The organism is [Empedobacter] haloabium, from assembly GCA_008011715.2.
Taxonomy (GTDB): Bacteria; Pseudomonadota; Gammaproteobacteria; order Burkholderiales; family Burkholderiaceae_D; genus Rugamonas; species Rugamonas haloabia.
This window is the reverse complement of the sequence record CP136508.1, coordinates 137,941-164,684: the sequence shown is the minus strand read 5'-3', so window position 1 is coordinate 164,684 and position 26,744 is coordinate 137,941. Positions and strand designations below refer to the sequence as shown.

Here is a 26,744-nt window from a genome sequence, read left to right as displayed (position 1 = left end):
GCGACACGTTACACCGCCTTGACCATCTCCTCGATGATCTTCTTGGCGTCGCCAAACACCATCATGGTCTTGTCCATGTAGAACAGCTCATTGTCCAGGCCGGCATAGCCGGACGCCATCGAGCGCTTGTTCACGATCACTGTCTTGGCCTTGTACGCCTCCAGGATCGGCATGCCGGCGATTGGCGATTTCGGGTCCTTGGCGGCCGGGTTGACGACGTCGTTGGCGCCCAGAATCAGCGCCACGTCGGCCTGGCCGAAGTCGCCGTTGACGTCCTCCATTTCGAACACCTGGTCATAGGGCACCTCGGCTTCGGCCAGCAGCACGTTCATATGGCCCGGCATGCGCCCCGCCACCGGGTGGATCGCATACTTGACGGTGACGCCGTGCTCCGTCAGCTTCTCGACCAGCTCCTTGAGCGCATGCTGCGCCCGCGCCACCGCCAGGCCGTAGCCCGGCACGATGATGACGGTTTCCGCGTTGCTCATCAGGAAAGCGGCATCGTCCGCCGAACCGGATTTCACAGGCCGCTGCGGCGCCGCGCCACCCGTGCTGGCCGCTGCCGCGTCGCCGCCGAAGCCGCCCAGGATGACGTTGAAGAACGAGCGGTTCATCGCCTTGCACATGATGTACGACAGGATCGCGCCGGAGGAGCCCACCAGCGAGCCGGCGATGATCAGCATCGAGTTGTTCAGCGAAAAGCCGATGCCTGCCGCGGCCCAGCCCGAATAGCTGTTCAGCATCGAGACGACCACCGGCATGTCGGCGCCGCCGATCGGGATGATGATCAGGACCCCCAGCACGAAGGCGATGGCCGTCATCAGGACAAAGGGCGTCCAGGCCGGCTCGACACCGCCGGCAAACACGAATGCCAGCCCAAGGCCGATCATGACCAGCGCCAGCACCAGGTTCAGCATGTGCTGGCCCTGGAACACGACGGGCGCGCCCTGGAACAGGCGGAACTTGTATTTGCCGGCCAGCTTGCCGAACGCGATGACGGAGCCGCTGAACGTGATGGCGCCGACGAAGGTACCGATGAACAGCTCGATGCGATTCCCCAGCGGCAGCGGCTCGCCGGGCGCGGCGATGTTGAACGCGTGCGGCTCGGACACGGCGGCGACCGCGATGCAGACGGCCGCGAGACCGATCAGCGAGTGCATCGCCGCGACCAGCTCCGGCATCTTCGTCATCTCGACGGTCTTGGCGAGATACGCGCCGATGGCGCCACCGACCACGACGCCCAGCGCCACCAGCCCCAGGCCGATGCCCATGCCGGTCGCTTCCGCCTTCAGCTTCAGGATCAGCGCGAGGGTGGTGACGAAGGCGATGGCCATGCCGGTCATGCCGAACGCATTGCCACGGCGTGCCGTGGCGGGCGACGACAGGCCTTTCAGCGCCTGGATGAAGCACACCGAGGCGACCAGGTACAGCATCGTCACCAGGTTCATGGAGATGAAGGCCATTATTTGCCTCCCTCTTTCTTGTCCTTCTTGCGGAACATCTCGAGCATGCGCTGCGTGACGAGGAATCCGCCGAAGACATTCACGGCCGCCAGCGCGACGGCGACGGTGCCGGCGACCTGGCCGATGACGCCTTCCGTCAGCCCGGCCGCCAGCATGGCGCCGACGATGATGATGGCGGAGACGGCATTGGTGACGGCCATCAGCGGTGTGTGCAGCGCCGGCGTGACGTTCCAGACCACGTGGTAGCCCACGTAGATTGCCAGGACAAAGATGATCAGGTTGATGATGGTGTGGCTGACTTCCATTTTGTGCGGTCTCCTTATTTGCGCAGCACGTCGCCGGCGTGGCTGACGAGGGTGGCCTTGAGGATCTCGTCCTCGCGGTCGATCTTCAGCTGGTCTTCCTTGTCGATGATCAGCTTGAGGAAATCGAGCACGTTGCGGGCATACAGCGCGGAGGCGTCCGCCGCCACCTGGCAGGCCAGGTTCGGTTCGCCGACGATGTGCACGCCGTGCTTCACCACGGTCTTGCCCAGCTCGGACAGCGGGCAGTTGCCGCCCTGCTCCACCGCCAGGTCGACGATGACGGAGCCGGGCTTCATCGCCTTCACCGTCTCTTCGCCGATCAGCACCGGCGCCGGGCGGCCCGGAATCAGCGCGGTGGTGATGACGATGTCGGCCAGCTTGGCACGCTCGTGCACCAGTTCGGCCTGGCGGCGCATCCAGTCGGCTGGCATCGGCCGCGCGTAGCCGCCCACGCCCTGGGCGATTTCCTTTTCCTCGTCGGTCAGGAACGGCACGTCGATGAACTTGGCGCCGAGCGACTCGACTTGTTCCTTGACGGGCGGACGCACGTCGGACGCCTCGATCACGGCGCCCAGGCGCTTGGCCGTGGCGATGGCCTGCAGGCCGGCCACGCCGACACCCATGATCAGCACGCGCGCGGCTTTCACCGTGCCGGCAGCCGTCATCAGCATCGGCATGAAGCGCTGATAGGTATTGGCGGCCACCATCACGGCCTTGTAGCCCGCGATATTGGCCTGCGACGACAGCACGTCCATCGATTGGGCGCGCGTAATGCGCGGCACCGCCTCCAGCGCAAAGGCGGACAGGCCGCTGGCGGCCATGCGCGCGATATTGTCGGCGTCGAATGGATTGAGCATGCCGATCAGGACAGCTCCCTGGCGCATCTGCGCACGTTCGGCGTCGTTCGGCGCCCTGACTTTCAATACGATGTCCGCACACAGCGCTTCGGTGGCGCCGACGATGGTCGCGCCGGCTGCTTGAAACGCTTCATCGGTAATCGAGGCTTGTGACCCCGCCCCGCTTTGCACGAGGATCTGGTGTTTTGCTGCGAGCTTCTTGACGGTCTCGGGCGTTGCTGCCACCCGGGTCTCCCCCGGCCGTGTCTCGGCCGGAATGCCTATTCTCATGGTGCCTCCAGATTGGTGAAAAACTGGTGGAACCCGCAGACGCTGCAAGCGCCATGGCTGCTGCCATGGGTAATGCCGCTCGTTGCGGTGATGCGGCGCTCCCTCTCAGCAATCTAACACGGAATAGTTTGCTGTTAATCTTTTTGGGATGACAACTTCTAGGGGGTTTCCACTAGGCACTCCCGGCGTCACGGACCGGTCACATGTTGAAACGCGGAACACGCTAAAATACCGGCTCTTTCAAGGATGACTACATGCCGCGTACCTGGAAACCCAATGTGACCGTTGCCGCCGTCATCGAGCGCGACGGCAAGTTCCTGCTGATCGAAGAAGAAACCAGCGACGGCATCCGCCTGAACCAGCCCGCCGGGCACCTCGACCCGCACGAATCGCTGGAGGAAGCGGTGATCCGCGAGACGCTGGAGGAAACGGCGCACGAGTTCACGCCGACGGCGCTGGTGGGCATGTACATGTCGCGCTACCGCTCCGCGCGTACCGGCGAGCTGGTCACGTACCTGCGTTTCGCGTTCTGCGGCACCGTCGGCCGCGAACTGGACCGCCCACTGGACGAAGGCATCCTGCGCACACTGTGGCTTACACGCGACGAAATCGCCGCGTGCCGCGAGCGTCATCGCAGCCCTTTGCTGCTGACCTGCGTCGACGAATACCTGGCCGGCAAGCGCGCGCCGCTGGAAATCCTGCACACCCATTCCTCCGTGTACGAGGAACTTTAGTCTTTACTGGAATTGAAATGAGCAAGAAAAAAGTCGTGATCGGCATGTCCGGCGGCGTGGACTCCTCGGTCTCGGCATGGCTGTTGAAGGAACAGGGCTATGAAGTCATCGGCCTGTTCATGAAAAACTGGGAAGACGACGACGATTCCGAATACTGCTCCACCCGGCAGGACTGGATCGACGCGGCCAGCGTGGCGGACGTCATCGGCGTGGACATCGAAGCCGTCAACTTCGCCGCCGAATACAAGGACCGCGTGTTCGCCGAGTTCCTGCGCGAGTACCAGGCCGGCCGCACCCCCAATCCGGACGTGCTGTGCAACGCCGAGATCAAGTTCAAGGCCTTCCTGGACCACGCGATGCACCTGGGCGCGGACCTGATCGCGACGGGCCACTACGCGCGCGTGCGCCAGAACGAGGCCAACGGCCGCTTCGAGCTGCTCAAGGCGCTCGACCACACCAAGGACCAGAGCTACTTCCTGCACCGCCTGAACCAGGCGCAGTTGTCGAAGACGCTGTTCCCGCTGGGCGAGATCCCGAAGACGGAAGTGCGCCGCATCGCCGAGCAGCTGAAGCTGCCGAATGCGGCCAAGAAGGACTCCACCGGCATCTGCTTCATCGGCGAGCGGCCGTTCCGCGAATTCCTGAACCGCTACCTGTCCTATAAACCGGGCCCGATGAAGACGCCGGACGGCAAGGTGGTGGGCGAACACGTGGGCCTGTCGTTCTATACGCTGGGCCAGCGCAAGGGCATCGGTATCGGCGGGGTAAAAACCTACCAGAACGCCGACGGCAGCAGCGACGCCTGGTACGTGGCGCGCAAGGACGTGGCCAACAATACGCTGTGGGTGGTGCAGGGCCACGACCATCCGTGGCTGCTGTCGTCCACGCTGGCGGCCGACCAGGCCAGCTGGATCGCCGGCGTGCCGCCGGAGGCCGGCCGCATCGCGGCCAAGACGCGCTACCGCCAGGCCGACGTGCCCTGCGACGTGGCGCCGCAGGGCGAGAAAGACTTCGCGCTCGATTTCGTGGAGGCCCAGTGGGCGGTCACGCCAGGCCAGTCGGCCGTGCTGTACGACGGCGACGTGTGCCTGGGCGGCGGCATCATCGCCGGCTCAGGCTTCGTCGCCGGCTGACGGCGCCGCAGGGGGATTCTGCGCCGCCTGCGCGTCCGCCAGGGCTTTCCTCTGCCGGTTCACCATGGCGATGACGGTGTTGCGGATGGTTTTCAGCACCGTGTCCGCATTGAACGGCTTGACGATGAAGCCGTTGATGCCCATCGCATGGGCCTTCTGCACGGTTGCCGCGTCGAATTCGCTGGACACCATGAACATCAGCGACTTCGGATAATTGCGGCGCATCTCCTCGGCGCCCTTGACGTCCGCTTCCAGCACGTCGCGCGCAATGCAGATGAGCTGTGGATTGTGCTTGAGCAGCAGGACGGCGGCCGAGGCACACGTGTGCGCCTGGCCCACCACGTCGTAGCTGCCGTCCTGCAGCACCGTTTGGAGCAGGCCGCGCGCCACCGCGCTGCTGTCGATAATCACTGCCTTGAGCATTTGTTCAGTTCCTGTTGTTCGGTCAGCCCCGGTCCCACACCAGCATATTCCAGCTGACGCCCACCCGCACGTCGGTTTTCAGCTGCACCAGCTGACGGGAAAGATACAACATCTCCCGCTCCTTGCGTAGCGCCTCGCCGACCGTGTCCTTGAGGATGCCGGCGCCGGCCATGATGCCGTCCAGCGTGCCGTAGGTGCGCAGCAGCTTCGCCGCCGTCTTCAAGCCGACCTTCGACACGCCCGGCACGCTGTCGGTCGCGTCGCCCATCAGCGCCAGCAGGTCCGGCAGCTGCGCCGGCGGCACGCCCCACTTGTTCTCGACCCAGGCGTGGTCATGCCATTCGCTCTTGAAGTGATCCCACACCCGCGCGCCATGGGCGATCAGGCAATGCAGATCCTTGTCGGTGCTGGCGACCACCGCCTCGCCCCGGTTCTCGTTCAGCCAGCGCATGACGACGGTACCGATGACGTCATCGGCCTCCACCTCGGGCAGCGAGACCGGCCGCAGCCCGAGCTTCTCCAGCGTACCGTAAAAGCCGGGCAGCGCGGCGCGCAGCGGCGCCGGCATCGGCGCCCTGCCTTCGCGGTAGCCGCCATACAGCGCATGGCGCCAAGTGCTGCCGCCGAAATCGAAGGCGGGCAGCACGTGCGTGGGCTCGTGGCCGTTGATCAGCGTGCGGAAGGAGTTCAGCGCGTGACGCAGCGCGATCTCCGCCTTCAGGTCGGAATCGGGCTCGGGGCTGGCCTCGTACACGCGCCGCACGATGTTCAGGCCGTCGATGGCAAGCAGTCTACCCATGACAAACGGTGGTGGTTGATGGCCGCCATTCTACCGCAGCGGCCCCGCCTGCCCTATTTCATCGAAGCAACTCGTAGGGGCCGCCCTGCTCCAGCGCGCGCTGGTAGGCAGGCCGCGCGTGGATGCGGTCGAGGAAGGCCTTCAGTTTCGGGAAGCGCGTATCGAGCCCGCCACGGGCGGCGGCTGCCTCCAGCGGGAAGCTCATCTGGATATCGGCCGCGCTGAAACTGTCGCCGGCAAACCACTGGTGCTGGCCCAGTTCCTTTTCCAGGTAGGCCAGGTGCTGGTTGATCTGCGGTTCGATATAGCTGCCCTTGACCTTCTGCGCGATACCGCGTGCGATCGGCTTGACGAAGAACGGCGCCGGGCCATTCTCGACCCGGTCGAAAATCAGCTTCATCAGCAGCGGCGCCATCATCGAGCCTTCCGCGTAATGCAGGAAATACGTCCAGCGGCGCTTTTCCGGCGTGCCACGTGGCGGCACCAGTGGCGCGCGGCCATCCTGGCCGTCGTACTTGTCCAGCAAGTATTCGATGATCGCGCCGGATTCCGCCACGGTGCAGTCGCCGTCCACGATCACGGGCGACTTGCCGAGCGGGTGCACCGCGCGCAACGCGGGCGGCGCCAGCATGGTTTTCGCGTCGCGCTGGTAACGCACGACCTCGTAGGGCAGGCCCAGTTCTTCCAGCAGCCATAAGACCCGCTGCGAACGGGAGTTGTTCAGGTGGTGGACGACGATCATGCACGCTCCTTGGCGAGTCGGTAAAACCCAAGCTTAACATTCCCACCCCTATGTCCGGTGTCGCAAGCTCATCACAGCGAATGCAAATGATAACAATTCTTATTTACTTTAAGGTTGCAGATTGCTATGATCGGCGTCTTTACAAAAATTTACCTTGGAAGAGAGCAAGAGAATGGCACATATCAAGAGCCGCAAGCTGGCCCCGTCCCGTCTGCAGATGAGCACCGTGCTGGCAACCCTGCTGCTGCCCGTCGCGGCACAGGCAGGCGACGGCACCCCGGCGGCCGATGATACGACCGCGCCACCGATCCAGGAGGTGGTGGTGGGTGGCACCAAGGGCAACGAGTTCAAGGCCGACCGTGCCGGCTCGATGAAGTACACCGAAGTGCTGGTCAACACGCCGCAGACGATCACCGTCATCACCAAGGAATTGATCGAGCAGCAAGGCGCGCAGACGCTGACCGAAGCACTGCGCAACACCCCTGGCGTGGGCGCCTTCTTCCTGGGCGAGAACGGCAATACCAACACCGGCGACGCCATCTTCATGCGCGGCTTCGACTCGTCGTCCAGCATCTACGTGGACGGCGTGCGCGACATGGGTTCGATCTCGCGCGACGTCTTCAACGTTGAGCAGATCGACGTGCTGAAAGGCCCGGCCGGCACCGACAGCGGCCGTGGCAACCCGACCGGCTCGGTCAACATGATGTCCAAGCAGGCGCAACTGCGCGACGCGCAGTCGGCCAGCGTCAAGTTCGGCAGCGGCCGCCAGAAGCGCGCCACCGCGGACCTGAACCGCGTGTTGAACGAAGAAAGCGGCACGGCCTTCCGCCTGAACCTGGTCGCCCAGGACAACGGCAACCCGGCCCGTGACGTGGTCGAGAACAAGCGTTGGGGCGTGGCGCCGACCTTGGCCTTCGGCCTGAACGGCAAGACCCGTCTGCACCTGTCCTACCTGCACGTCAAGCAGAACAATATTCCCGATGGCGGCGTGCCGACCATCGGCCTGCCGGGCTACACGAGCCCGAGCAGCACGGAAAAGGACCCGGCCAAGCGCCGCGAGTTCCTGAACAACGCGCCGATGGTCGACCCACGCGGTTTCTACGGCGTGCTGACCGATCACGACGACGTGACGGCCGACATGGCCACCGTGCGCATCGAGCATGATTTCTCGCCGACCCTGAAGCTGCAGAACACGGCCCGCTACGGCAAGACGAAGCAGGACTACCTGCTGACCGCCTTCATGGGCTCGGCCGCGAACTTGGACACGCCGAACCCGGCCGATCCGGCCACGTGGACGCTGAACCGCACCAACCGCACGGTCAAGGACCAGGACAACAAGATCCTGACCAACCAGACGGTGCTGACGGCCGAATTCGATACCGGCACGCTGAAGCACACGATGGTGGCCGGCCTGGAATTCATCAACGAAAAGCAGACGACGGTCGGCTACGCGAACCTGGGCACCCTCGCCAAGACGCAGCTGTACTACCCGAATCCAGCCATCCTGCCGGGCGACCTGAACCCGGTGCGCAGCGGTGCCGGCAGCAGCGGCTCGACCGACACGCAGGCGCTGTACGTGTTCGATACGATCAAGCTGGACGAGCGCTGGATGGTGCACGCCGGCGTGCGCGCGGACCACTACAACACGGACTACTTCGGCACCACGCTGGTCACCACCACGAAGGACGGCAAGACCACGACGAGCTTGAACCCGACGTCGCTGACGTCGAAGGACACGCTGGTCAACGGCAAGCTGTCGCTGCTGTTCAAGCCGACGCCGGACAGCAGCGTCTACGCCACCGTGGCCACGTCGCAGCAGCCGCCGGGTGGCAACGCGTTCAGCCTGTCCGCCTCGGCCAACAGCGCGCAGAACCCGAGCTACGACCCGCAGAAGACGACCACCAAGGAAATCGGCACCAAGTGGGAGTTCATGAAGGGCAAGCTGGCCGTCAATGGCGCAATCTACGACACCACGGTGCGTAACGAGATCGAGCAGGACCCGACCGACAGCACCAAGTACTACCAGACCGGCAAGAAGAACGTCAAAGGCGTCGAGATCAGCGTGACGGGCGAAGTGGCGAAGAACTGGCTGGTCAGCGCGGGCTACACGCATATGAAGACCGAAGTCGAGAACGGCAAGGTCGTTACGGCATCGGGTATCAACCAGCTGTCGTACACGCCGAAGGACGCGTTCACCAGCTGGACGTCGTACACGCTGCCGTTCGGCCTGAAGATCGGCGGCGGCGCGCGCTACCAGGGCAAGCTGCTGCGCGGTTCCGACGGCGCGGTGGGCACCCCGGCCTACGCCGAAGGCTACTGGGTCGCCGACGCAATGGCCGAATACGCGATCAACAAGAACATCGACCTGCGCCTGAACGTCTACAACCTGGCGGACAAGGACTACGTCGCAGCGATCAACAAGAGCGGCTACCGCTACACGCCGGGCCAGCCCCGCTCGGCCAGCGTGACGGCGACCTTCCGCTTCTAAACGAGTAACAAACCCTCCCAGAGACGCAAGTCTCCTTCAGTTTGCGCCACCGCTTGCGGTGGCGTTTTTTTTGTATCATGGCCGGATGAAAACACGAACCCGCAACCGGCTGGCGCTGTACGGCGGCGAGCTGCTGCTCGTCGTCATGCTGATGGCCGCACTGGCCGCTTGGCCAGGCGTAAAACCATTGGAACTGTCAATTGGCGCGCTGCTGCTGCACCTGACGACCAGCGTCGGCATGTTGCTGTTCGACTGGCGCTTTGCCGGGCTCCCGGAACAGGACCGCCTGTTCGGCGTGCGCACGGTCAGCTTGCTGAAGGGCTCAATCGTCGTGGGCTTGCTGTTGATGCTGGCGTGGGTCGTCGTGCCGTCGGCTGCCGCGTGGATGGCGGGCGTGATGATGGTGGCGCTGGCGGTGGAGGGGTTGGTGACGTAGTACCTGCGTTCATTGAAACCCAAAGGGACAGGCACCGATGTTCGAGCGCCAGCGCTCGAACATCGGTGCCTGTCCCTGGCGTGGAGTCCTTGGCGGATCCGGTCGTTAGCGCTGCACGCGCAACGTAATCACCCGCCGCGTCACCCCGGTATCCTTCGGCGCATCCGGCGCGGCCGCCGGCGTCTCGCAGGAGCCGCAGCTGCCGCAACCGTCGCCGCAGCTGGCCTGGGTCTTGAACAGCCTGGCCAGCTTGTCCTGGTCGAAGCCGCGCTTCGACAGCGTGTAGACAATCTGGCGCCGCCACGCGGCCGGCAGGTATTTCGTGGCTGCGTGGAAGGCGCAGGCTGCGACGATGACTCCGACGATCACTTCCTGCCACATGGCGTACTCCTCAAGCCCCGAGCGAGCGGGCGACGTGATACGTGATGAACGAGGCGGCGTAGGCCAGCGCGAACATGTAGCCGGCCATCATGAACGCGTACCTGGCATGGCCGGTTTCGCGGCGCACCACCGACAAGGTCGACAGGCACTGCGGCGCGAACACGTACCAGGCCAGCAGCGACAGCGCCGTCGCCAGCGACCACGACGACGCCAGCACCGGCGTCAGCGACGTGGCCAGCTCGTCGCCGGTCTGCGACAGCGCATACACGGTGCCCAGCGCGCCCACGGCCACTTCGCGCGCGGCCATGCCCGGTACCAGGGCGATGCAGATCTCCCAGCCGAAACCGATCGGCGCGAAGATGACTTCCAGCGCGCGCCCCAGCATGCCGGCGATGCTGTAGTAGATCGGCGGATGCGTGGCGTTGGCCGGGGCGCCGGGGAAGCTGGACAGGGCCCACAGCAGCACCATCAACGTCAGGATCAGCGTACCGACCCGCATCAGGAAGATCTTGGCGCGCTCCCACAGGCCGATGGCCAGGTTGCGCAGGTTCGGGAAGTGATAGCTGGGCAGCTCCATCATCAGCGCCTGCTTGGCTTTCGAGCCCGTGGTGCGCTTCATGAACCATGCCACGCCCATCGCCGAGATGATGCCGGCAAAGTACAGGCAGAACAGGATCAGACCCTGCAGGCTGACACCCCACACCTCGCGCTCCGGAATGAAGGCGGCGATCACCAGCGCATACACGGGCAGGCGCGCCGAGCACGTCATCAGCGGCGCGATCATGATCGTCACCAGGCGGTCGCGCGGGTTCTGGATCGTGCGCGCGGCCATCACGCCGGGAATCGCGCAGGCAAAGCTGGACAGCAGCGGAATGAAGGCGCGGCCGGACAAGCCGACACCGCCCATCAGCCGGTCGAGCAGGAAGGCCGCGCGCGGCAGGTAGCCGCAGTCTTCCAGGATCAGGATGAAGAAGAACAGGATCAGGATCTGCGGCAGGAACACCAGCACCATGCCGACACCGCCGATGATGCCTTCCACCAGCAGGCTGCGCAGAACGCCTTCGGCCATATGGGTGCTGAGCATCTGGCCCACGCCCTCGACCCCGGCCGAGATCATGTCCATCGGTACCGCGGCCCACGTAAACACGGCCTGGAAGATCAGGAACATCAGCACGGCCAGGATCACCGGACCCACGACCGGATGCAGCACGACGTTGTCGATCTTCTCCGTCAGCTCGTCGGTGTTGTGGTAATTCTTCGTCACAGCCGCCAGGATGCGGCGCACTTCGCGCTGCGTGTCCTCGACGGAGACGGTGTCGATGGCCGCCAGCGGTTGCGGCTTGACCGGCACGATCGGCCACATCTCGTCCAGCGCGCGCAGCAGGCCCTTCTCACCGCCCGATTGCACGGCCACCGTCTCGACAACGGTCATGTGCAGCTCCTGCGCCAGCTTGGCCGTGTCGATCTCGATGCCGCGCTTTTTCGCCACGTCGACCATGTTCAGGCACAGCACCATCGGCAGGCCCAGGCGCTGGATTTCCAGCACCAGGCGCAGGTTCAGGCGCAGGTTGGTGGCGTCGACCACGCAGACGACGACGTCCGGCGAGCCGTCGTTGGCGCGCAGGCCGCCGACGACATCGCGCGTGATCGCCTCGTCCGGCGTGTGCGCCGACAGGCTGTACGCGCCCGGCAGGTCCAGCACCCGGTACGGGTGCCCCTGCGGCGACGTGAAATGGCCTTCCTTGCGCTCGATGGTGACGCCGGCGTAGTTGGCGACCTTCTGGCGCGAACCCGTCAGGCGGTTGAACAGCGCGGTCTTGCCGCAATTGGGATTGCCCAGCAGGGCGATCATGGGCGCATGCGCGACGGCCTGCGCCACTTTTTCCGTAACTCCCATGACGTTATTCCGGCTGGACCGCGACCAGCGCCGCCTCATAGCGGCGCAGCGCGAAGGTGGCGTTGCCGACCTTGATGGCAAGCGGCTCTCCGCCCGGCATGCCGCGCTTGAGCATGCGAATCTTCTCGCCCGGCACGAAGCCCAGCTCCATCAGCCGGCGCGCCAGGTCGGCGCTGTCCGACCCGTCACCGCCTGCGGGTGCCACATGCACCACCGTGCCGCTTTTCCCGGCCGCCAGTGCGTCGAGATTGATCAGGGAAGGGGCGATGGTCATGGCAGTTCTCTGAGGAAAATCAATCTGTTCATTATAAAGGCAATGCGAATGGTTTGTATTTGCATGAGACGCTTGCATTGTACGCCTTGTTGGGGCAGAATAGGAACCGTAATGATAATGATTCTCATTAAGAAAGCGTTAAGATTGGCAGAATGGCCAGTCGGGATAACGCGGCTGTCTTGATGAGATCGCTTCTGTCCAGAGGATGGCACCATGATCGTTTGCGTTTGCAACAACATCTCCGACCGCGAAATCCGCCAGGCCATCGACCTGGGCATCGGCTCCATGGACGAGCTGCGCGAAGCGCTGGGCGTTGCCACCTGCTGTGGCAATTGCCTGAGCTATGCAGTAGAAGTGCTGGACGAGCACGTTGCTGCCAAGGCCGACGCGCCACTCACCGAAACGGTGCTGAGGCGCCCTACCATGACGAACTGAACAAATAAAAACCGGTGACAGTCACCGGTTTTTTTTATGCGCCTGCGTAAGAAAAATCCGGGACAATCCCGGATTTTTTACGTTTTACGTTTCCGCCCACATCCGCAGCAGGTTGTGATAATGCCCCGTCAGGCCGACGGTGGCCTCGTTGTCGCCCACCTGGGCACGCAACTTCTGGATGTTCTGGTCCAGGTCGAACAACATCGTGCGTTGTCCGTCGTCGCGCACCATGCTCTGGGTCCACAGGAACGACGCGACCCGCTCGCCAGCCGTCACCGGATTGACACGGTGTACGCTGGACGACGGATACACGATCGCATCGCCGGCCGGCAGCTTCACCTCGTGCGCGCCGTACGCGTCCATCACCACCAGCTCGCCGCCCTCGTACTCTTCCGGATCGCTCAGGAACACCGTGGTCGACACATCCGCACGCAGGGTCTGACCACCGTTGGCCGGTGTGCGGATGGCACCGTCGATGTGCAGGCCGTAGTGCTCACCGCCGGCATAGCTGTTGAAGTACGGCGGCAGGATGCGCAGCGGCAGTGCGGCGGCGAAGAACAGCGGATTGGCCGTCAGCGCGCGCACGATGACGCTGCCCAGCTCCTGCGCCAGCGGCGTGCCTTCGGCCAGCTGGCGGTTGCGCTTGACCTGCGCGCCTTGCGTGCCGACGCTGGCACGACCGTCGATCCACGCCTCCGGTGTCATGCGGGAGCGCAGTTGGCGAACCTGGTCTGGCGTCAACACGCCGGGAATATGCAGCATCATGGTCGTAACCTGCTTTAAGAAGGACACAAATGATAATGGTATTCATTCGTAGTATCAATCGACAGTGCGTCCCTTCTGCTGCGGGACATGACGTGGCAGAATGGCGGAACTTCTCACCACAACGAACAAAAAGGTAAGCCATGAAGGGCGATAAAGACGTCATCCGTCTGCTGAATGCACAGCTGACGAACGAACTGACCGCGATCAACCAGTATTTCCTGCACGCGCGCATGTACCGCCACTGGGGCTTCGACAAGATCGCGAAGAAGGAATACGAGGAATCGATCGGCGAGATGAAGCATGCCGACAAGCTGATCGACCGCATCCTGATGCTGGACGGCCTGCCCAACCTGCAGGCCCTGCACAAGCTGCTGATCGGCGAGAACACGCCGGAAATGCTGGAAGCGGACCTGAAGCTCGAGCGCGGCGCGCACGTGACGATCAAGGAAGGCATCGCGCAGGCGGAAAAGGTGGGCGACTACGTGTCGCGCGACCTGCTGCTGGAAATCCTGGAGGACACCGAGGAACACATCGACTGGCTGGAAACCCAGCTGGACCTGATCGGCAAGATCGGCATCCAGAACTACCTGCAATCGCAGATGTCCACCGATCACGACTGATCGCCAAGGCCGCCACTGCGCGGCCTTTTTTGTTTCAGCCGGGGGCGCCGAACAACTCGTCGGTCGTGGCCGACTGGCGCCACGTCTCCAGCCAGCGCCCATAGCACGACAAGTCCTGCGGCACCGCGCCCGCGTGAGCGCAGGTGGACGCGGCAAACGCGTTGGCTCGCGCCAGTGTCTGCTCCATCGTCCAGCCGCGCAGCCGTCCCAGCAGGAACACGGCGTTGAACGCGTCGCCCGCCCCTACCGAATCGACGAACGTACCCTGCATGCCGGTGCCGTGATCGGCCACGTGCGCCCCGTCGGCCGACAGGTACAGCGCGCCGCGCGCGCCCATCGTCACCACCAGCGCGGACAGCGAAAAATTGTGCATCATCGCGCGGCATTCCGTGTCGACGGAGATGCACTCCATGTTGACCGTGTCCGGACAGGTATGGCAGTACCACTTGAACAGCTGCTGCAGCTCGTCCTCGTTGACCTTGACGATATCGGCCTGCTGCAGCGAGTCGAACACGATCGCCTCGTCGACGAAGCCGGCGCGCAGGTTCAGGTCGAGGAAGCGTACGGCCTGGGTCTGCTCCAGCAGCGCGTGCAGCGCGGCGCGCGACCGGGGATCGCGCTGGGCCAGCGTACCGAAGCAGAAGATGGACGGTTGGGTCGCCTGGCAGGCGGCCAGCGCCTGGGCGCCGTCGATATGGTCGTAGGCCTGGTCGGGCACGATCGTGAAACGGTGGCTGCCGTCGGCGCCGACCTCGACGTGGACGCTGCCGGTGGCCTCGCCGGCGCCGATCTGCAAGCCGCCTTCGCGCACGCCGAAGCGGGCGAATTCGTCGCGGATCAGGCGGCCGTTGGCATCGTCGCCGATGCGGGTGATCATCGTCACCGGCAGGCCGAAGCCGGCCAGGTGGCGGGCCAGGTTGAACGGCGCGCCGCCGACGACCTGGCGCGTGCTGAAGTCGTCCACCAGTGCTTCGCCGAATACCGTTACCGCGTGTTCCATGGCCGCCCCGTTCGATGTTGGTACGGATTAGTGTACTCGAACTAATTCACGGCGCAGGCACCGTAGACGAACACCGGGGACGGGCACCGATCTCAAGGTCGCAGACCTTGAGATCGGTGCCCGTCCCCATGGGTTTCACGCCTGCGGCACGCTGTCCCGGAACGACGGCCGCTCCATCAGCTTGTCCAGCAGGCGGCCCAGGTTGGGATGCGCGCCGCGCCAGTCGATCTCGGGGAAGCGGAACGTCAGCCAGCCCAGCGCGCAGCCAGCGGCCACGTCCGCCAACGAATAATGATTGCCCACGCACCAGTTCGATTCACCCAGCCGGGCCGACATCGAGGCCAGCCCGCGCGTCACCTTCATCATCTGGCGCTCGCACACGGCATCGCTCTGCAGCTCGGGCGGGCGCTGGGTGCGCTCCAGGCGCACCACCACGGCCGCGTCGATGACGCCATCGGCCAGCGCCTCCCAATTCTTGATGTCGACACGCTCGCGCCCGTTCGGCGGCAGCAGCTTGCAGACAGGCGTCAGCGTGTCGAGGTATTCGACGATGACGCGCGAGTCATACATCACATAGCCGTCCTCCATGACGAGGCACGGCACCTTGCCCAGCGGATTGAGTTCGTGAATCGTGGTTTCCGGCACCCACACGTTCTCCAGCTCGATCTGGTAATCGAGCTTCTTCTCCGCGAGCACGACACGCACCTTGCGCACGTAAGGACTGGCAAGCGAACCGATAAGTTTCATAGGAAATGGCGGTGAGGGATTGGGGTCCAGTATAGCATCCGGGACCGCGGCGCAGGCGGGCGCGGGCGGCCACGGCCCCCGCCCGCGCCCTGCCACGTTTGACGCTTGCGCGCGATGGTAAAATCTGTCCTTTTCCTGCCTCCCTTCTGGTCCTTTCCCACTATGACGACTCCTTACTCCACGTTGTCGGCCCTGTCCCCGCTGGACGGCCGTTATGCCGCCAAGACCGACAAGCTGCGCCCGATCCTGTCCGAAGCCGGCTTCATGCACCACCGCGTAAAAGTCGAGATCGCCTGGCTGCAGGCGCTGTCGCAGGCCGGCTTTGCCGAGATCAAGCCGTTCTCCGCCGACGCGACCGCGCTGCTGGACAAGCTGGCCAACGACTTCACGGAAAGCGATGCCGCCCGCATCAAGGAAATCGAAGCCGTCACCAACCACGACGTCAAGGCCGTCGAGTACTGGCTGAAGGAAAAGGTGAAGGACGTGCCGGAGCTGGTCGCCGCCTCGGAGTTCATCCACTTCGCCTGCACGTCCGAGGACATCAACAATACCTCGCACGGCATGATGCTCAAGGCCGCGCGTGACGGCGTCATGCTGCCGGCCCTGCAGGGCCTGGTCGCCAAGCTGACCGAGATCGCCCACGCCAACGCGGACGTGCCGATGCTGTCGCGCACGCACGGCCAGACGGCCAGCCCGACCACCCTGGGCAAGGAATTCGCCAACGTCGTCGCGCGCCTGCAGCGCGCCGTCGCCCGCATCGGCCAGGTCGAGATCCTGGGCAAGATGAACGGCGCCGTCGGCAACTACAACGCGCACCTGTCGGCCTACCCGTCGTTCGACTGGCCGGCCTTCTCGAAGGCCGTCATCGAGCAGCGCCTGGGCCTGGTGTTCAATCCGTACACGATCCAGATCGAGCCGCACGACTACATGGCCGAACTGTTCGACGCCTTCGCCCGCGCCAACACGATCCTGCTCGACCTGAACCGCGACATCTGGACCTATGTCTCGCTGGGCTACTTCAAGCAGAAGCTGAAGGCCGGCGAGATCGGCTCCTCGACGATGCCGCACAAGGTCAACCCGATCGACTTCGAAAACTCGGAAGGCAACCTGGGCCTGGCCAACGCGGTGCTCAAGCACCTGTCGGAAAAACTGCCGGTCTCGCGCATGCAGCGCGACCTGACCGATTCGACCGTGCTGCGCAATATCGGCGTGGGCCTCGGCTATGCACTGCTGGCCTACGACAGCTGCCTGCGCGGCCTGAACAAGCTGGAAGTGAACCCGGCCCGCCTGGCCGCCGACCTGGACGCCAGCTGGGAAGTGCTGGCCGAACCGGTGCAAACGGTGATGCGCCGCTACGGCATCGAGAATCCGTACGAGCAGCTGAAGGAACTGACGCGCGGCAAGGGCATCACCAAGGAAGCGCTGCAGGAGTTCATCGGCAAGCTGGCCATCCCGCAGGACGCCAAGGACCTGCTGCTGGCCATGACACCGGCGAACTACACGGGTATCGCCAGCCAGCTGGCCAAGGCGATTTAAGTCCCGAGTTAAGCCCGTTCTAACTTCGGGCACTATTGCGGCAGCCTCATATCATTTAAGGTAGGGGCTGCCGTAATGCATTTGGGCCTTGTCTGCGTGCATTGCGTTTCTTTGCTATATTTAGTCCTAACACGTACTAATTTTCAAGAGGACGCCGATGTCGACATCGCCCCGCTACACCCGCACGGCCATGCTGCTGCACTGGTTGATCGCCGTGCTGATCATCGGCGCCTTCACGATGGGCCTGGTGATGACGGACATCCCCGGCTTCACGCCCACCAAACTCAAATACTACTCGTGGCACAAGTGGGCCGGCGTGACCGTGCTGCTGCTGGCCGCGCTGCGCCTGCTATGGCGCCGTGCCAACCGCCCGCCGCCGCATCCGGCCGGCATGCCCGCCTGGCAGGTGCGCGCCGCCGACGTCACCCACGTGCTGCTGTACGTGCTGATGTTCGCCGTGCCGCTGTCCGGCTACCTGTACACGACGGCCGCCGGCGTGCCGGTCGTCTACTTCGGCCTGTTCCAGATTCCCGCGGCCTTTGCCGCCGACCCGGCCCTGAAGGCGCTGCTGAAACCCGTGCACTACTGGCTCAACATGGTGCTGGCCGCGCTGGTGCTGCTGCACGTGGCCGGCGCCTTGAAACACCACTTCGTCGACCGCGACGATGTCCTGAAACGCATGCTTCCCCGCCTTTGATTCACTTTCCACTGGAGTTCGTCGCCACATGAAAATCACGCAACGCGTCTTACTTGCCTCCCTGCTGGGCGCATCCCTCGCCGCCGGCGCCGCCGTGCTCAAGACCGATCCCGCCAAGACCAGCGTCTCGGCCGTGTTCAAGCAGATGAACGTGCCGGTCGAATCGAAGTTCACCAAGTACCGCGTCACCATCGACTACAACGCCCAGGCCATCGACAGCTCGAAGGCCAGCGTGGAAGTGGACACGGCCAGCCTGGACATGGGCGACCCGGAGTACAACAAGGAAGTGGCTAAGAAGGAGTGGTTCAATTCCGCCCAGTTCCCGAAAGCGACGTTCGTGTCGTCCTCGATCAAGAGCGCCGGCGCGGGCAAGCTGACGGTCGCCGGCAAGCTGACCATCAAGGGCAAGGCCGCCGACGTGGCCTTCCCCGTCACCGTCAAGACCGAAGGCGGCAAGCAGGTATTCGACGGCGCCCTGCCGATCAAGCGCCTGGCCTTCAATATCGGCGAAGGCGAATGGAAGGACACGGGCATGGTGGCCGACGAAGTCACCATCAAGTTCCACGTCGTGAGCCAGTAAAGGAGAATCCATGAAATCCACTCTGCTGATCGCCCTGCTGGCCCTGGCCGGCGCCGCCAATGCCACCGGCTACAACATCGATCCGAGCCACACCTATCCCAGCTTCGAGGCCGACCACAAGGGCCTGTCGCTGTGGCGCGGCAAGTTCAACAAGACCAGCGGCAACATCTCGATGGACCGTGCCGGCAAGTCGGGCAGCATGGAAATCATCATCGACACGGCGTCGATCGACTTCGGCCACGACAAGATGAACGCGCATGCGATGGGCGAGGACATCTTCAACGTCGCCAAATACCCCACCGCGATCTACCGCGGCAAGTCGTTCACGTTCGACGGCGACAAGCTGGTGGCCGTCGATGGCGAACTGACCCTGCTGGGCGTGACGAAGCCGCTGCAACTGAAGGTCAACCGCTTCAAATGCGTGCAGGACGCGCGCCTGAAACGCGAGGTCTGCGGTGCCGACGCCAGCGCCGAATTCAAGCGCACCGACTTCGGCCTGAACTACGGCATCCCGGCCTTCGCGCCGGAGGTCAAGCTGGCGATCCAGGTCGAGGCGATCGCGGCGCAGTAGTTTGCGCCCCGCTGGCAAGACCCGAGGGGTCAGGCACCTTTCTCAGGGCCGTCAAGGCCCAGAGAAAGGTGCCTGACCCCGGTGCTTTTAGCGTCATCTTTGGTTGACGAACCTCGCATCGTCAACTAAGATTGACGCATGCTCGAACTCCACTCCCTCCCCCATCCCGACGACCCGGCCGAGGCCCTGGCCGCCGTGGTCGCGCTGCGCCTGGCCGCCGACCAGCTCGAACGCAAGGCGGTGGCCGCGGCCATCGCGCAAGGCTGGTCCTGGAGCCAGGTGGCCGACGCGCTGGGCGTGTCGAAGCAGGCCGCCCACAAGCGCCTGGCCCCCCTCATCAACCCTTGAAGGAGACCCCATGCTGCAGCAAATCAAACGTAAACTGGACGATATGCGCACTATCAAGGCGCTGGCGGAAGCAGCCGAGCGCCACGCCAACGCGGCCGGCGAGCGTGAGCCGGGACCGGAACATTTTCTGCTGGCCGCCTTCGACCTGCCCGACGGGCTGGCGCGGCGCGCCTTTGCCCGGCTGGGCGTCGATCCGGCCGGCATCGGGAAAGCCATCGCGGCGCAGCACGGCGCGGCGCTGGCGTCCGCCGGTGCCGACCCGGCCTTGCTGACGGACGCCGCACCATTGCCGCCGGCCAGCGGCGTGTATCGCGCCAAGGGCTCGATGCAAGGCGTGATGCAGCAGCTGGCCGCATGGCCGCGTGCCACGCCCACCGAACCGCTGACGGGCGCGCATGTGCTGGCGGTGATTGCGTCGTCCGCCCAGGGCACTGCCGCGCGCACCCTGCGCGCGCTGGGCCTGGACGGTGAGCGGGTCGGCGCGGCGGCGCGCGCCGAGATTGCCGGCTACCGCGCCGTATAGCCGCCGTCGATGGGATAGAAGCCGCCAGTACAGAACGAGGCGCGCGACGACAGCAGGAACGCGGCGAACTCCGCCACTTCTTCGCGCGTGGCCAGGCGGCCCAGCGGATGCGCCTGGGCCAGCGCATCGAGCGCGTCCTGGGGCATCTCCAGCATGCGCGGCGTGGCCACGTAGCCCGGCCCGATCGCGTTGACGCGCACCTTCTTGTCCGCATACTCCAGCGCCACCGCGCGGGTCAGCCCCAGCACGCCGTGCTTGGCCGCCGTGTAGGCGGCGATGCCGGCCACGCCGACGATGCCGTTCCCGGACGACAGGTTGACGATGGCGCCGCCACCGGCCGCCACGATGGCCGGCAGCTCGGCCTTCAGGCTGAGGAACATGCCGGTCAGGTCGGTGCCGATGACGGTGTTCCAGTCCTCCAGCGACAGGGCTTCCAGCGGCGTGTCGTGCGGGCCGGTCAGGCCGGCGTTGTTGACGGCCAGGTGCAGCGCGCCGAACTTGTCGACCGCGCGCCCGACCGCATCGCGCATCGCTGCCTCGTCGCGCACGTCCGCCTCCACGGCGAGGGTCCGGCTGGCGTCCGGATCCAGTTCGCGGCACAGTCGCTCCAGCGCCGCCCTGTCGTGCCCCACCAACGTTACCGCAGCGCCGCCGGCGTACAGGCGCCGTGCGATCTGTTCACCGATACCCGCTGCCGCGCCCGTGACCAGGGCGACTTGTCGATCGAAATCCATGCCGGCCTCCAGAAAAAAGAGCCCGCATTCGCGGGCTCAAGGCAGATAAAGAAGAACGAAACCTGATTACTTGCCGTCGCGGTCCCAGTCACCTGGCAGCGCGCGCTCCACCTTGTCCCAGGCGGAACGGGAGGCGTGCTTGGCTTCTTCCCAGCTCAAGCGGGAATTGCCCTTGGTGCGTTCCCAGTCGTTGCGCAGGGACGACTCGTTGGCATCCCAATTGCCGCGGTAGGTGGCGCGGCTGTTGTAGCCCAGCGAGTAGGCTGGGTCGTAGTCGTCGTACTGATAGGCAGGGTTGTAATACGACTCGTTGCGGAAGTTGTTCTCCCAGTAGACTTTTTCGTCGGCCGGGTTGATCAGGCCACCGACGCCCTTGCCGGCCATGCCGCCAGCCAGCGCGCCGATCGCGCCGCCCGCCGCCATGCCAACAGGGCCGCCAGCCGCGCCCAATGCCATGCCGGCCATCGCGCCGCCGCCGGCACCGACGCCAGTCGCCATGTGGTGGTCGGACAGGTCGTCACCGCTCTTCGGGTTGACCACTTCGGCCGCGCCCTTGCCGGCCAGGCCGCCGGCGATGCCGCCCACGACCGCACCGGCCGCCATCCCCACCGGACCGCCTGGCGTACCAGCCGCCATGCCCGCCATCGCACCACCGGCCGCGCCGACACCGGTGCCGATCACGTGCTGGCCGGCGCTGTCCTTCCAGCTCGATTCGATATGGGCCGCGTCTTCGTCGGAACGGGCGTTCACGCCCATCACGATGCCGCCGTTTTTCAGGCCTTCCTCGTAGTGCTTGACACGCTCTTCCGGAATGCCCGCACCGATCAGGGCGCCCAGCAGTCCGCCCGTCACGCCGCCGGCACCGGCGCCGGCCAGTGCCGCCGCCAGGGGACCGGCCACCACGACGCCCAGGCCCGGCAGGACCAGCGTCGTGCCCACGGCCGCCACGGCGGCCAGCGCGGCGCCGATCGCCCCGCCCACGCCGGCACCGATGCCAGCGCCTTCGGCAGCCTTGCTGCCCAGTTCAGTTTCCGTGCCATCGCTGGCGAAGTGGCGTTTGCGCGTTTCGTCCGACATCAGCACGTTGACGTCGTCTTTACCGTAGCCGCGCGAGGTGACGTGCTGGTATGCACGCTCGGCGCTTTCGCGATCGTTGAACAGGCCGGTAACCAGGCGGGAATTCTTCGTCTCGTTATTCATATGGTGTTCCTTTCTAGGTGGCTGTAAATGCAACGCCACGATACCCCCTGCAACACGGTCCTTCTGTTCGTTTGCGCACCCAGGCGCAGCTCTTCCAACTCGGCATCATTTACCTGTGGAATCAAGCACATACGTGCGTTTTTACAACGCCGGCGCAACTTCGCCGGTTCGTTCGCTGGCGCACGGACCGGCCTTGTCACGACGCCTACACTTTTTCGTACGGCAGGGCTGAATGCCCGGTCTTTCTAGTCAACGATATAAGGGGAATGAGCATGAACTTTATTATCTGGATTGTGATCGGTGGCATTATTGGCTGGCTGGCCAGCCTGGTGATGAAAACGGACGCCCAACAAGGGATGTTCCTGAATGTGGTTGTCGGTATCGTCGGCGCACTGCTCGGCGGCTGGTTGCTCTCGCCTCTGTTCGGCACGGGCACCATCAATAGCGATGACTTCAGCCCGATGTCATTGCTCGTTTCCTTCCTTGGCGCGGTGATCCTGCTGGCCATCGTCAATCTGGTGTTCCGCGGACGAGCGCGCTAAGCAATTACCCTGCGACCCAGCTTTATCAAAAAAGCCAGCGCTGCGGCGTTGGCTTTTTTCATGCCTGCCGATGGTGCGGTGCATCATGCCGCCACCGAATTTCCTTCTGTTTCCAGCCACTATTTTGAGATTGACGAAGTGGCACGTCGTGCGGATACTTCGGAGCGCCCGCGTCCGCGTCGGCCGCCTACTCCACTACTATGACAACCGCATGAAAAAATCACTTCTCGCGCTCGCCGTCCTCTCCGCCACTTCCGCCTACGCGGACGAAGGCATGTGGATGCCCCAGCAATTGCCCCAGATCGCCAAGCAACTCAAGGCCGCCGGCCTGAAGCTGGACCCGGCCAGCCTGACGAAGCTGACCGAATTCCCCGCCGGCGCCATCGTCAGCCTGGGCGGCTGCTCGGCCTCGTTCGTGTCGCCGCAAGGCCTGGTCGTGACGAACCACCACTGCGTGTACGACAGCGTGGCGCAGAACTCCACGCCGGAGCGCGACCTGCTGGCCAACGGCTTCGTGGCGCACGCGCTGGGCGAGGAACTGCCGGCCGCGCCGGGCTCGCGCATCTTCGTCACCAAGGAAGTGCTGAATGTGACGGACAAGGTGGTCACGCCGGAAGTGGCCAAGCTGTCCGGCAAGGCCCGCAGCGACGCCATCGAGAAGAACCAGAAAGCGCTGATCGCCGCATGCGAGAAGGATGCCGGCCACCGCTGCACCGTGCCGTCGTTCTACGGCGGCCTGGAGTTCTACCAGATCAAGCAGCTGGAAATCCGCGACGTGCGCCTGGTACACGCGCCGCCATCGGGCGTGGGCAAGTTCGGTGGCGACACCGACAACTGGATGTGGCCGCGCCACACCGGCGACTATGGCTTCTATCGTGCCTACGTCAGCAAGGACGGCAAGGCCGCCGATTTCAGCAAGGACAACGTACCCTACGTGCCGCAGCACTTCCTGAAGCTGGCCAAGGAAGGCGTCAAGGACGGCGACTTCGTCATGGCCATGGGCTATCCCGGCCGCACCAACCGCCACCGCCTGCCATCGGAAGTGCAGTTCACGTTCGACTGGCTGTACCCGGCCTTCGTCAAGGCTTCGGGCGAAACGCTGGCCATCATCGACCGCGAAACCAAGGACAACAAGGACACGGCACTGAAGTACGCCGGCCAGGTCGCCAGCATCAACAACTACTACAAGAACCGCCAGGGCATGCTGGACTCGTATGCCGGCAGCGACTTCCTGGCCCGCAAGACGGCCCAGCATGAAGAGCTGAAGGCCTGGGTCAACGGCGACGCCAAACGCAAGGCTGAATACGCCGCCGACATCGCCAAGGTCGAGCACCTGATCGCCGAGCGCGACACCGCCACCAAGGCCAACTTCAACTTCGGCTATGCCCAGCCGAAGCTGCTGTCGACCGCCGCCATGCTGTACCGCCTGTCCGTCGAGTCGCAGAAGCCGGACGCCGAGCGCAAGGCCGGCTACCAGACCCGCGACCTGCCGCGCATCAAGGCGCGGGTGGCCTCGCTGGTACGCACCTACGACGCCAAGGTGGACAAGGCGCTCGTCATGCACCACCTGAAGAACTACCTGGCGCAGCCAGCGGCCGAGCAGAAGCCGGCCTTCAACGCCGCGCTGGGCATCAAGTCGGGCATGAGCGACGCCGAACTGTCCGCCGCGCTGGACAAGCTGTACGCCGGCAGCAAGCTGGGTAACGACGCCGACCGCAACGCATGGCTGGACAAGAAGCCGGCCGACTTCCAGGCCAGCAACGACGCCTTCATCAAGGCCGCCGTCGCCACCTTCGACAGCTTCATGAAGGACGAGGCGGAAGAGGAAGAACTGGGCGGCAAGCTGCAGCAAGCCTACGGCAGCTACATGAAAGCCAAGATCGCCTTCATGAAGAGCCGTGGCCAGGCCGTCTACCCGGACGCCAACAGCACGCTGCGCGTCACCTACGGCAATGTCGCCGGCCGCCCGACCGGTGCCGACGGCACCACCTGGACTGCCTTCACGACCGTCAACGGCATCGCCGCCAAGGCCACCGGCAAGGGCGAGTTCAACGCGCCGCAAGCGCAACTGGCCGCCATCAAGTCGAAGGACTTCGGCAAGTTCGTCGATCCGAAGCTGAAGACCGTGCCGGTCAACTTCCTGGCCACGCTGGACATCACCGGCGGCAACTCGGGTTCGGCCGCGCTGAACGCCAAGGGTGAACTGATCGGCCTGGCCTTCGACGGCACGCTCGATTCGATCATCTCCGACTGGGACTTCAACAAGGCCAACACGCGCGACATCCAGGTCGACCTGCGTTACATCCTGTGGAACATGAAGCACATCGACAAGGCTGACAACCTGCTGAAGGAAATGGGCGCCGAATAAGGCAGCCCTCCCGGGGACGGGCACCGACCTTGGCGTCGTCGACGCGACGGTCGGTGCCCGTCCCTGCGGGGTTCTACTGGCTCAAGGCTCGCACCACCACTTCCCGCAACCAAGCATGCGCCGGCTCCCGGTGCACCCGCTCGTCCCACAGCATCGACATCTCGTAGCCCGGCACTGCCACCGGTGGCGCCACCGTGTGCAAACCGCTGCCGCGCAGCAGCCGCTCGGGCAGCATCGCAACCAGGTCGGTCGTCTCCAACACGCCCCGCACGAACAGGAAATGCGGCACCGACAGCACCACACGCCGCGTCAGCCCGGCCTGCCCCAGCACCTCGTCCGTCACGCCATGAAAACCGCCGCCGTCGGGCGACACGATCACGTGTTCCAGCGCGCAGAACTGCGCCAGGGACGGCTTGCGGCGCAGGCGCGGATGACCGCCGCGGCCGGCCAGCACGTAGCGCTCCGTGAACAACGCACGCCGGCGCATGCCGGGCGGCGCGCCTTCGGTCGTGTGAAAAGCCAGGTCGATGGTGCCCTCTTCGGCCTGCCGGGCGATGCGGCCGGGATTGAGTTCGACGACGGCCAGTCGCGTGCCGGGCGCCTGGGCGCGCAATGCCGCCAGCGCCGGCAACAGTACCGTCGTTTCGCTGTAGTCCGTGGCCGCCACCGTCCAGGCATTGCTGGCGGCGGCAGGATCGAACGGTGCCGACGGCGCCACCGCCTGCTGCAACGCCGCCAGCGCCAGGCGCAAGGGCTCGCGCAGGGCCTCGGCGCGCGCCGTCGGCCGCATGCCGCGCGGCCCGGGCAGCAGCAGGGGATCGCCGAAGGTCTCGCGCAGGCGCGCCAGGTGAATGCTGACGGCGGGCTGCGAATAGTGCAGGCGCCCGGCGGCGCGCGTCACGTTCAGCTCGTCCAGCAGCACGTCCAAGGTCAGCAGGAGGTTCAGGTCGAGACGGCGCAGGTCGGTCATGGCATTGCGAATCCTAATGGCTTGTATGTGGACTATTCATTTCCAATATAGTCCATCTGCACCTATCGTGTGGACATCTCAACCGGGAGTCCACCATGAACGTATTGATCGTCTACGCCCACCCCGAGCCCCGTTCGCTGAACGGCTCTTTGAAAAACTTCGCCGTGCGCCACTTGCAGGCGGCCGGCCATGCCGTGCAGGTCTCCGACCTGTACGCGATGGGTTGGAAAGCCCAGCTGGACGCGGCCGACAGCCTCGATGGCGCGGCCGGCGCTCGTTTCGACCCGTCCGACGACTCGCGACGCGCCTACCAGGGCGGCCGCCAGAGCCCGGACATCGCGCGCGAGCAGGACAAGCTGCGCTGGGCCGACGCCGTCATCCTGCAGTTCCCGCTGTGGTGGTTCTCGCTGCCGGCCATCCTGAAAGGCTGGGTCGAGCGGGTCTACGCCTACGGCTTTGCCTATGGCGTGGGCGAGCACTCGGACCAGCGCTGGGGCGAGCGCTATGGCGAGGGCACGCTGGCCGGCAAGCGTGCCATGCTGATGGTGACTACCGGCGGCTGGGCATCGCACTACAGCGAGCGCGGCATCAATGGCCCGCTGGACGACCTGCTGTTCCCGATCCAGCACGGCATCCTGTTCTACCCCGGCTTCGACGTGCTGCCGCCCTTCGTGGTGCACCGCACCGGCCGCGTCGACGAGGCGCGCTACGGCGCCATCTGCGCCGAGCTGGGCGGTCGCCTCGACCAGCTGTGGACCACGCCGCCGATTCCGTTTCGCCGCCAGAACGGCGGCGACTACGCGATTCCGGCGCTGACCCTGAAAGAAGCGGTGGCGCCCGGCGTGACCGGGTTCGCGGCCCACCGCAGGTAACGGCATGCCGCGCCGCCGCGTGCGGCATGCTTTG

General features: G+C 64.9%; 30 protein-coding genes. 15 read left to right on the top strand and 15 right to left on the bottom strand.

Going from position 1 to position 26,744, the window contains the following annotated elements:
• Nucleotides 1-8: 8 nt before the first annotated feature.
• Genes E7V67_000680 through E7V67_000670 form a run of 3 tightly spaced genes read right to left on the bottom strand, consistent with a single transcriptional unit; the run spans nt 9 to nt 2,895 of the window.
• The gene (locus E7V67_000680) at nt 9-1,463 is read right to left on the bottom strand and encodes an NAD(P)(+) transhydrogenase (Re/Si-specific) subunit beta (GenBank protein ID WUR13654.1); all 1,455 of its coding nucleotides are present in this window, start codon (nt 1,461-1,463) and stop codon (nt 9-11) included.
• On the bottom strand, nt 1,463-1,768 hold the full coding sequence (locus tag E7V67_000675) for a proton-translocating transhydrogenase family protein (protein ID WUR13653.1): 306 nt from the start codon (nt 1,766-1,768) through the stop codon (nt 1,463-1,465). Before E7V67_000675 ends, E7V67_000680 begins: the two co-directional genes overlap by 1 nt.
• A gap of 14 nt (nt 1,769-1,782) precedes the next feature.
• Nucleotides 1,783-2,895 (bottom strand): Re/Si-specific NAD(P)(+) transhydrogenase subunit alpha, encoded by a 1,113-nt coding sequence (locus tag E7V67_000670; protein WUR13652.1) that lies wholly within the window; start codon nt 2,893-2,895, stop codon nt 1,783-1,785.
• A gap of 254 nt (nt 2,896-3,149) precedes the next feature.
• Here E7V67_000670 and E7V67_000665 point away from each other — a divergent pair, with 254 nt between their 5' ends.
• Together E7V67_000665 and mnmA are read left to right on the top strand one after the other, a co-directional pair.
• Nucleotides 3,150-3,629 carry an NUDIX hydrolase gene (locus E7V67_000665; protein ID WUR13651.1) on the top strand — a complete coding sequence of 160 codons (480 nt, stop codon included), beginning with the start codon at nt 3,150-3,152 and terminating at the stop codon, nt 3,627-3,629.
• A 17-nt stretch (nt 3,630-3,646) separates the two neighbouring features.
• Complete coding sequence (gene mnmA / locus E7V67_000660; protein ID WUR13650.1) at nt 3,647-4,762, top strand: tRNA 2-thiouridine(34) synthase MnmA; 1,116 nt, start codon at nt 3,647-3,649, stop codon at nt 4,760-4,762.
• Here the strand turns inward: mnmA and E7V67_000655 are convergent.
• Genes E7V67_000655 through E7V67_000645 form a run of 3 tightly spaced genes read right to left on the bottom strand, consistent with a single transcriptional unit; the run spans nt 4,742 to nt 6,726 of the window.
• Complete coding sequence (locus E7V67_000655; GenBank protein ID WUR13649.1) at nt 4,742-5,185, bottom strand: response regulator; 444 nt, start codon at nt 5,183-5,185, stop codon at nt 4,742-4,744. The genes mnmA and E7V67_000655 overlap by 21 nt on opposite strands.
• A 22-nt stretch (nt 5,186-5,207) precedes the next feature.
• Nucleotides 5,208-5,984 (bottom strand): 5'-3' exonuclease H3TH domain-containing protein, encoded by a 777-nt coding sequence (locus E7V67_000650; protein ID WUR13648.1) that lies wholly within the window; start codon nt 5,982-5,984, stop codon nt 5,208-5,210.
• 58 nt (nt 5,985-6,042) lie between these two features.
• Nucleotides 6,043-6,726, bottom strand: coding sequence for a glutathione S-transferase (locus tag E7V67_000645; GenBank protein WUR13647.1), 684 nt, complete (start codon nt 6,724-6,726; stop codon nt 6,043-6,045).
• Between the two features lie 172 nt (nt 6,727-6,898).
• Between E7V67_000645 and E7V67_000640 the strand changes: the two genes are divergently transcribed.
• The gene (locus tag E7V67_000640; GenBank protein ID WUR13646.1) at nt 6,899-9,214 is read left to right on the top strand and encodes a catecholate siderophore receptor Fiu; all 2,316 of its coding nucleotides are present in this window, start codon (nt 6,899-6,901) and stop codon (nt 9,212-9,214) included.
• Between the two features lie 85 nt (nt 9,215-9,299).
• Complete coding sequence (locus tag E7V67_000635) at nt 9,300-9,650, top strand: hypothetical protein (GenBank protein ID WUR13645.1); 351 nt, start codon at nt 9,300-9,302, stop codon at nt 9,648-9,650.
• A gap of 105 nt (nt 9,651-9,755) precedes the next feature.
• On the opposite strand, the gene E7V67_000630 is transcribed toward E7V67_000635, so the two are convergent.
• Genes E7V67_000630 through E7V67_000620 form a run of 3 tightly spaced genes read right to left on the bottom strand, consistent with a single transcriptional unit; the run spans nt 9,756 to nt 12,202 of the window.
• On the bottom strand, nt 9,756-10,031 hold the full coding sequence (locus E7V67_000630) for a DUF6587 family protein (protein WUR13644.1): 276 nt from the start codon (nt 10,029-10,031) through the stop codon (nt 9,756-9,758).
• Between the two features lie 10 nt (nt 10,032-10,041).
• Nucleotides 10,042-11,928 carry a ferrous iron transporter B gene (locus E7V67_000625; protein ID WUR13643.1) on the bottom strand — a complete coding sequence of 629 codons (1,887 nt, stop codon included), beginning with the start codon at nt 11,926-11,928 and terminating at the stop codon, nt 10,042-10,044.
• A 4-nt stretch (nt 11,929-11,932) separates the two neighbouring features.
• Nucleotides 11,933-12,202 carry a FeoA domain-containing protein gene (locus E7V67_000620; protein WUR13642.1) on the bottom strand — a complete coding sequence of 90 codons (270 nt, stop codon included), beginning with the start codon at nt 12,200-12,202 and terminating at the stop codon, nt 11,933-11,935.
• A 213-nt stretch (nt 12,203-12,415) separates the two neighbouring features.
• On the opposite strand from E7V67_000620, the gene E7V67_000615 reads away from it, so the two are divergent.
• Entirely contained in the window at nt 12,416-12,637 is a 222-nt protein-coding gene (locus E7V67_000615) for a (2Fe-2S)-binding protein (GenBank protein ID WUR13641.1), read from the top strand.
• 84 nt (nt 12,638-12,721) lie between these two features.
• Here the strand turns inward: E7V67_000615 and E7V67_000610 are convergent, their stop codons facing one another.
• A complete protein-coding gene (locus E7V67_000610) occupies nt 12,722-13,402 on the bottom strand; it encodes a Fe2+-dependent dioxygenase (protein WUR13640.1) in 681 nt (226 codons plus the stop codon).
• Between the two features lie 140 nt (nt 13,403-13,542).
• Between E7V67_000610 and bfr the strand changes: the two genes are divergently transcribed.
• A complete protein-coding gene (gene bfr, locus E7V67_000605; GenBank protein ID WUR13639.1) occupies nt 13,543-14,022 on the top strand; it encodes a bacterioferritin in 480 nt (159 codons plus the stop codon).
• A 34-nt stretch (nt 14,023-14,056) separates the two neighbouring features.
• Here bfr and E7V67_000600 read toward each other — a convergent pair whose 3' ends face one another.
• Nucleotides 14,057-15,022, bottom strand: coding sequence for a PfkB family carbohydrate kinase (locus E7V67_000600; GenBank protein ID WUR13638.1), 966 nt, complete (start codon nt 15,020-15,022; stop codon nt 14,057-14,059).
• A gap of 135 nt (nt 15,023-15,157) precedes the next feature.
• Nucleotides 15,158-15,769, bottom strand: coding sequence for a glutathione S-transferase N-terminal domain-containing protein (locus tag E7V67_000595; GenBank protein WUR13637.1), 612 nt, complete (start codon nt 15,767-15,769; stop codon nt 15,158-15,160).
• 162 nt (nt 15,770-15,931) lie between these two features.
• On the opposite strand from E7V67_000595, the gene purB reads away from it, so the two are divergent.
• The 6 genes from purB (at nt 15,932) to E7V67_000565 (ending at nt 20,024) form a co-directional block, all read left to right on the top strand.
• The gene (purB, locus tag E7V67_000590) at nt 15,932-17,305 is read left to right on the top strand and encodes an adenylosuccinate lyase (GenBank protein WUR13636.1); all 1,374 of its coding nucleotides are present in this window, start codon (nt 15,932-15,934) and stop codon (nt 17,303-17,305) included.
• A 157-nt stretch (nt 17,306-17,462) separates the two neighbouring features.
• Nucleotides 17,463-18,002, top strand: a complete 540-nt coding sequence (locus E7V67_000585) for a cytochrome b (GenBank protein WUR13635.1) — start codon at nt 17,463-17,465, stop codon at nt 18,000-18,002.
• Between the two features lie 28 nt (nt 18,003-18,030).
• Entirely contained in the window at nt 18,031-18,582 is a 552-nt protein-coding gene (locus E7V67_000580; protein WUR13634.1) for a YceI family protein, read from the top strand.
• A 10-nt stretch (nt 18,583-18,592) separates the two neighbouring features.
• Nucleotides 18,593-19,153 (top strand): YceI family protein, encoded by a 561-nt coding sequence (locus E7V67_000575; protein ID WUR13633.1) that lies wholly within the window; start codon nt 18,593-18,595, stop codon nt 19,151-19,153.
• Nucleotides 19,154-19,291: 138 nt separating this feature from the next.
• Nucleotides 19,292-19,501, top strand: coding sequence for a helix-turn-helix domain-containing protein (locus E7V67_000570; protein ID WUR13632.1), 210 nt, complete (start codon nt 19,292-19,294; stop codon nt 19,499-19,501).
• Nucleotides 19,502-19,511: 10 nt separating this feature from the next.
• Nucleotides 19,512-20,024 (top strand): Clp protease N-terminal domain-containing protein, encoded by a 513-nt coding sequence (locus E7V67_000565; GenBank protein ID WUR13631.1) that lies wholly within the window; start codon nt 19,512-19,514, stop codon nt 20,022-20,024.
• Here E7V67_000565 and E7V67_000560 read toward each other — a convergent pair.
• Together E7V67_000560 and E7V67_000555 are read right to left on the bottom strand one after the other, a co-directional pair.
• Nucleotides 20,009-20,758, bottom strand: a complete 750-nt coding sequence (locus E7V67_000560; GenBank protein WUR13630.1) for an SDR family NAD(P)-dependent oxidoreductase — start codon at nt 20,756-20,758, stop codon at nt 20,009-20,011. The genes E7V67_000565 and E7V67_000560 overlap by 16 nt on opposite strands.
• A gap of 66 nt (nt 20,759-20,824) precedes the next feature.
• Nucleotides 20,825-21,958 carry a hypothetical protein gene (locus E7V67_000555; GenBank protein ID WUR13629.1) on the bottom strand — a complete coding sequence of 378 codons (1,134 nt, stop codon included), beginning with the start codon at nt 21,956-21,958 and terminating at the stop codon, nt 20,825-20,827.
• A 272-nt stretch (nt 21,959-22,230) separates the two neighbouring features.
• Between E7V67_000555 and E7V67_000550 the strand changes: the two genes are divergently transcribed.
• A complete protein-coding gene (locus tag E7V67_000550) occupies nt 22,231-22,500 on the top strand; it encodes a GlsB/YeaQ/YmgE family stress response membrane protein (protein WUR13628.1) in 270 nt (89 codons plus the stop codon).
• A 211-nt stretch (nt 22,501-22,711) separates the two neighbouring features.
• The gene (locus tag E7V67_000545) at nt 22,712-24,868 is read left to right on the top strand and encodes a S46 family peptidase (GenBank protein ID WUR13627.1); all 2,157 of its coding nucleotides are present in this window, start codon (nt 22,712-22,714) and stop codon (nt 24,866-24,868) included.
• Nucleotides 24,869-24,941: 73 nt separating this feature from the next.
• On the opposite strand, the gene E7V67_000540 is transcribed toward E7V67_000545, so the two are convergent.
• Nucleotides 24,942-25,838 (bottom strand): LysR family transcriptional regulator, encoded by an 897-nt coding sequence (locus E7V67_000540; GenBank protein ID WUR13626.1) that lies wholly within the window; start codon nt 25,836-25,838, stop codon nt 24,942-24,944.
• A 95-nt stretch (nt 25,839-25,933) separates the two neighbouring features.
• On the opposite strand from E7V67_000540, the gene E7V67_000535 reads away from it, so the two are divergent.
• Nucleotides 25,934-26,710, top strand: coding sequence for an NAD(P)H-dependent oxidoreductase (locus E7V67_000535; protein WUR13625.1), 777 nt, complete (start codon nt 25,934-25,936; stop codon nt 26,708-26,710).
• Nucleotides 26,711-26,744: the final 34 nt, after the last annotated feature.

What these genes read in the sequence shown, in the direction of transcription:
- E7V67_000680 (WUR13654.1), bottom strand. Translation starts at nt 1,463, where the DNA reads ATGGCCTTCATCTCCATGAACCTGGTGACGATGCTGTACCTGGTCGCC.
- E7V67_000675 (WUR13653.1), bottom strand. Translation starts at nt 1,768, where the DNA reads ATGGAAGTCAGCCACACCATCATCAACCTGATCATCTTTGTCCTGGCA.
- E7V67_000670 (WUR13652.1), bottom strand. Translation starts at nt 2,895, where the DNA reads ATGAGAATAGGCATTCCGGCCGAGACACGGCCGGGGGAGACCCGGGTG.
- E7V67_000665 (WUR13651.1), top strand. Translation starts at nt 3,150, where the DNA reads ATGCCGCGTACCTGGAAACCCAATGTGACCGTTGCCGCCGTCATCGAG.
- mnmA (WUR13650.1), top strand. Translation starts at nt 3,647, where the DNA reads ATGAGCAAGAAAAAAGTCGTGATCGGCATGTCCGGCGGCGTGGACTCC.
- E7V67_000655 (WUR13649.1), bottom strand. Translation starts at nt 5,185, where the DNA reads ATGCTCAAGGCAGTGATTATCGACAGCAGCGCGGTGGCGCGCGGCCTG.
- E7V67_000650 (WUR13648.1), bottom strand. Translation starts at nt 5,984, where the DNA reads ATGGGTAGACTGCTTGCCATCGACGGCCTGAACATCGTGCGGCGCGTG.
- E7V67_000645 (WUR13647.1), bottom strand. Translation starts at nt 6,726, where the DNA reads ATGATCGTCGTCCACCACCTGAACAACTCCCGTTCGCAGCGGGTCTTA.
- E7V67_000640 (WUR13646.1), top strand. Translation starts at nt 6,899, where the DNA reads ATGGCACATATCAAGAGCCGCAAGCTGGCCCCGTCCCGTCTGCAGATG.
- E7V67_000635 (WUR13645.1), top strand. Translation starts at nt 9,300, where the DNA reads ATGAAAACACGAACCCGCAACCGGCTGGCGCTGTACGGCGGCGAGCTG.
- E7V67_000630 (WUR13644.1), bottom strand. Translation starts at nt 10,031, where the DNA reads ATGTGGCAGGAAGTGATCGTCGGAGTCATCGTCGCAGCCTGCGCCTTC.
- E7V67_000625 (WUR13643.1), bottom strand. Translation starts at nt 11,928, where the DNA reads ATGGGAGTTACGGAAAAAGTGGCGCAGGCCGTCGCGCATGCGCCCATG.
- E7V67_000620 (WUR13642.1), bottom strand. Translation starts at nt 12,202, where the DNA reads ATGACCATCGCCCCTTCCCTGATCAATCTCGACGCACTGGCGGCCGGG.
- E7V67_000615 (WUR13641.1), top strand. Translation starts at nt 12,416, where the DNA reads ATGATCGTTTGCGTTTGCAACAACATCTCCGACCGCGAAATCCGCCAG.
- E7V67_000610 (WUR13640.1), bottom strand. Translation starts at nt 13,402, where the DNA reads ATGATGCTGCATATTCCCGGCGTGTTGACGCCAGACCAGGTTCGCCAA.
- bfr (WUR13639.1), top strand. Translation starts at nt 13,543, where the DNA reads ATGAAGGGCGATAAAGACGTCATCCGTCTGCTGAATGCACAGCTGACG.
- E7V67_000600 (WUR13638.1), bottom strand. Translation starts at nt 15,022, where the DNA reads ATGGAACACGCGGTAACGGTATTCGGCGAAGCACTGGTGGACGACTTC.
- E7V67_000595 (WUR13637.1), bottom strand. Translation starts at nt 15,769, where the DNA reads ATGAAACTTATCGGTTCGCTTGCCAGTCCTTACGTGCGCAAGGTGCGT.
- purB (WUR13636.1), top strand. Translation starts at nt 15,932, where the DNA reads ATGACGACTCCTTACTCCACGTTGTCGGCCCTGTCCCCGCTGGACGGC.
- E7V67_000585 (WUR13635.1), top strand. Translation starts at nt 17,463, where the DNA reads ATGTCGACATCGCCCCGCTACACCCGCACGGCCATGCTGCTGCACTGG.
- E7V67_000580 (WUR13634.1), top strand. Translation starts at nt 18,031, where the DNA reads ATGAAAATCACGCAACGCGTCTTACTTGCCTCCCTGCTGGGCGCATCC.
- E7V67_000575 (WUR13633.1), top strand. Translation starts at nt 18,593, where the DNA reads ATGAAATCCACTCTGCTGATCGCCCTGCTGGCCCTGGCCGGCGCCGCC.
- E7V67_000570 (WUR13632.1), top strand. Translation starts at nt 19,292, where the DNA reads ATGCTCGAACTCCACTCCCTCCCCCATCCCGACGACCCGGCCGAGGCC.
- E7V67_000565 (WUR13631.1), top strand. Translation starts at nt 19,512, where the DNA reads ATGCTGCAGCAAATCAAACGTAAACTGGACGATATGCGCACTATCAAG.
- E7V67_000560 (WUR13630.1), bottom strand. Translation starts at nt 20,758, where the DNA reads ATGGATTTCGATCGACAAGTCGCCCTGGTCACGGGCGCGGCAGCGGGT.
- E7V67_000555 (WUR13629.1), bottom strand. Translation starts at nt 21,958, where the DNA reads ATGAATAACGAGACGAAGAATTCCCGCCTGGTTACCGGCCTGTTCAAC.
- E7V67_000550 (WUR13628.1), top strand. Translation starts at nt 22,231, where the DNA reads ATGAACTTTATTATCTGGATTGTGATCGGTGGCATTATTGGCTGGCTG.
- E7V67_000545 (WUR13627.1), top strand. Translation starts at nt 22,712, where the DNA reads ATGAAAAAATCACTTCTCGCGCTCGCCGTCCTCTCCGCCACTTCCGCC.
- E7V67_000540 (WUR13626.1), bottom strand. Translation starts at nt 25,838, where the DNA reads ATGACCGACCTGCGCCGTCTCGACCTGAACCTCCTGCTGACCTTGGAC.
- E7V67_000535 (WUR13625.1), top strand. Translation starts at nt 25,934, where the DNA reads ATGAACGTATTGATCGTCTACGCCCACCCCGAGCCCCGTTCGCTGAAC.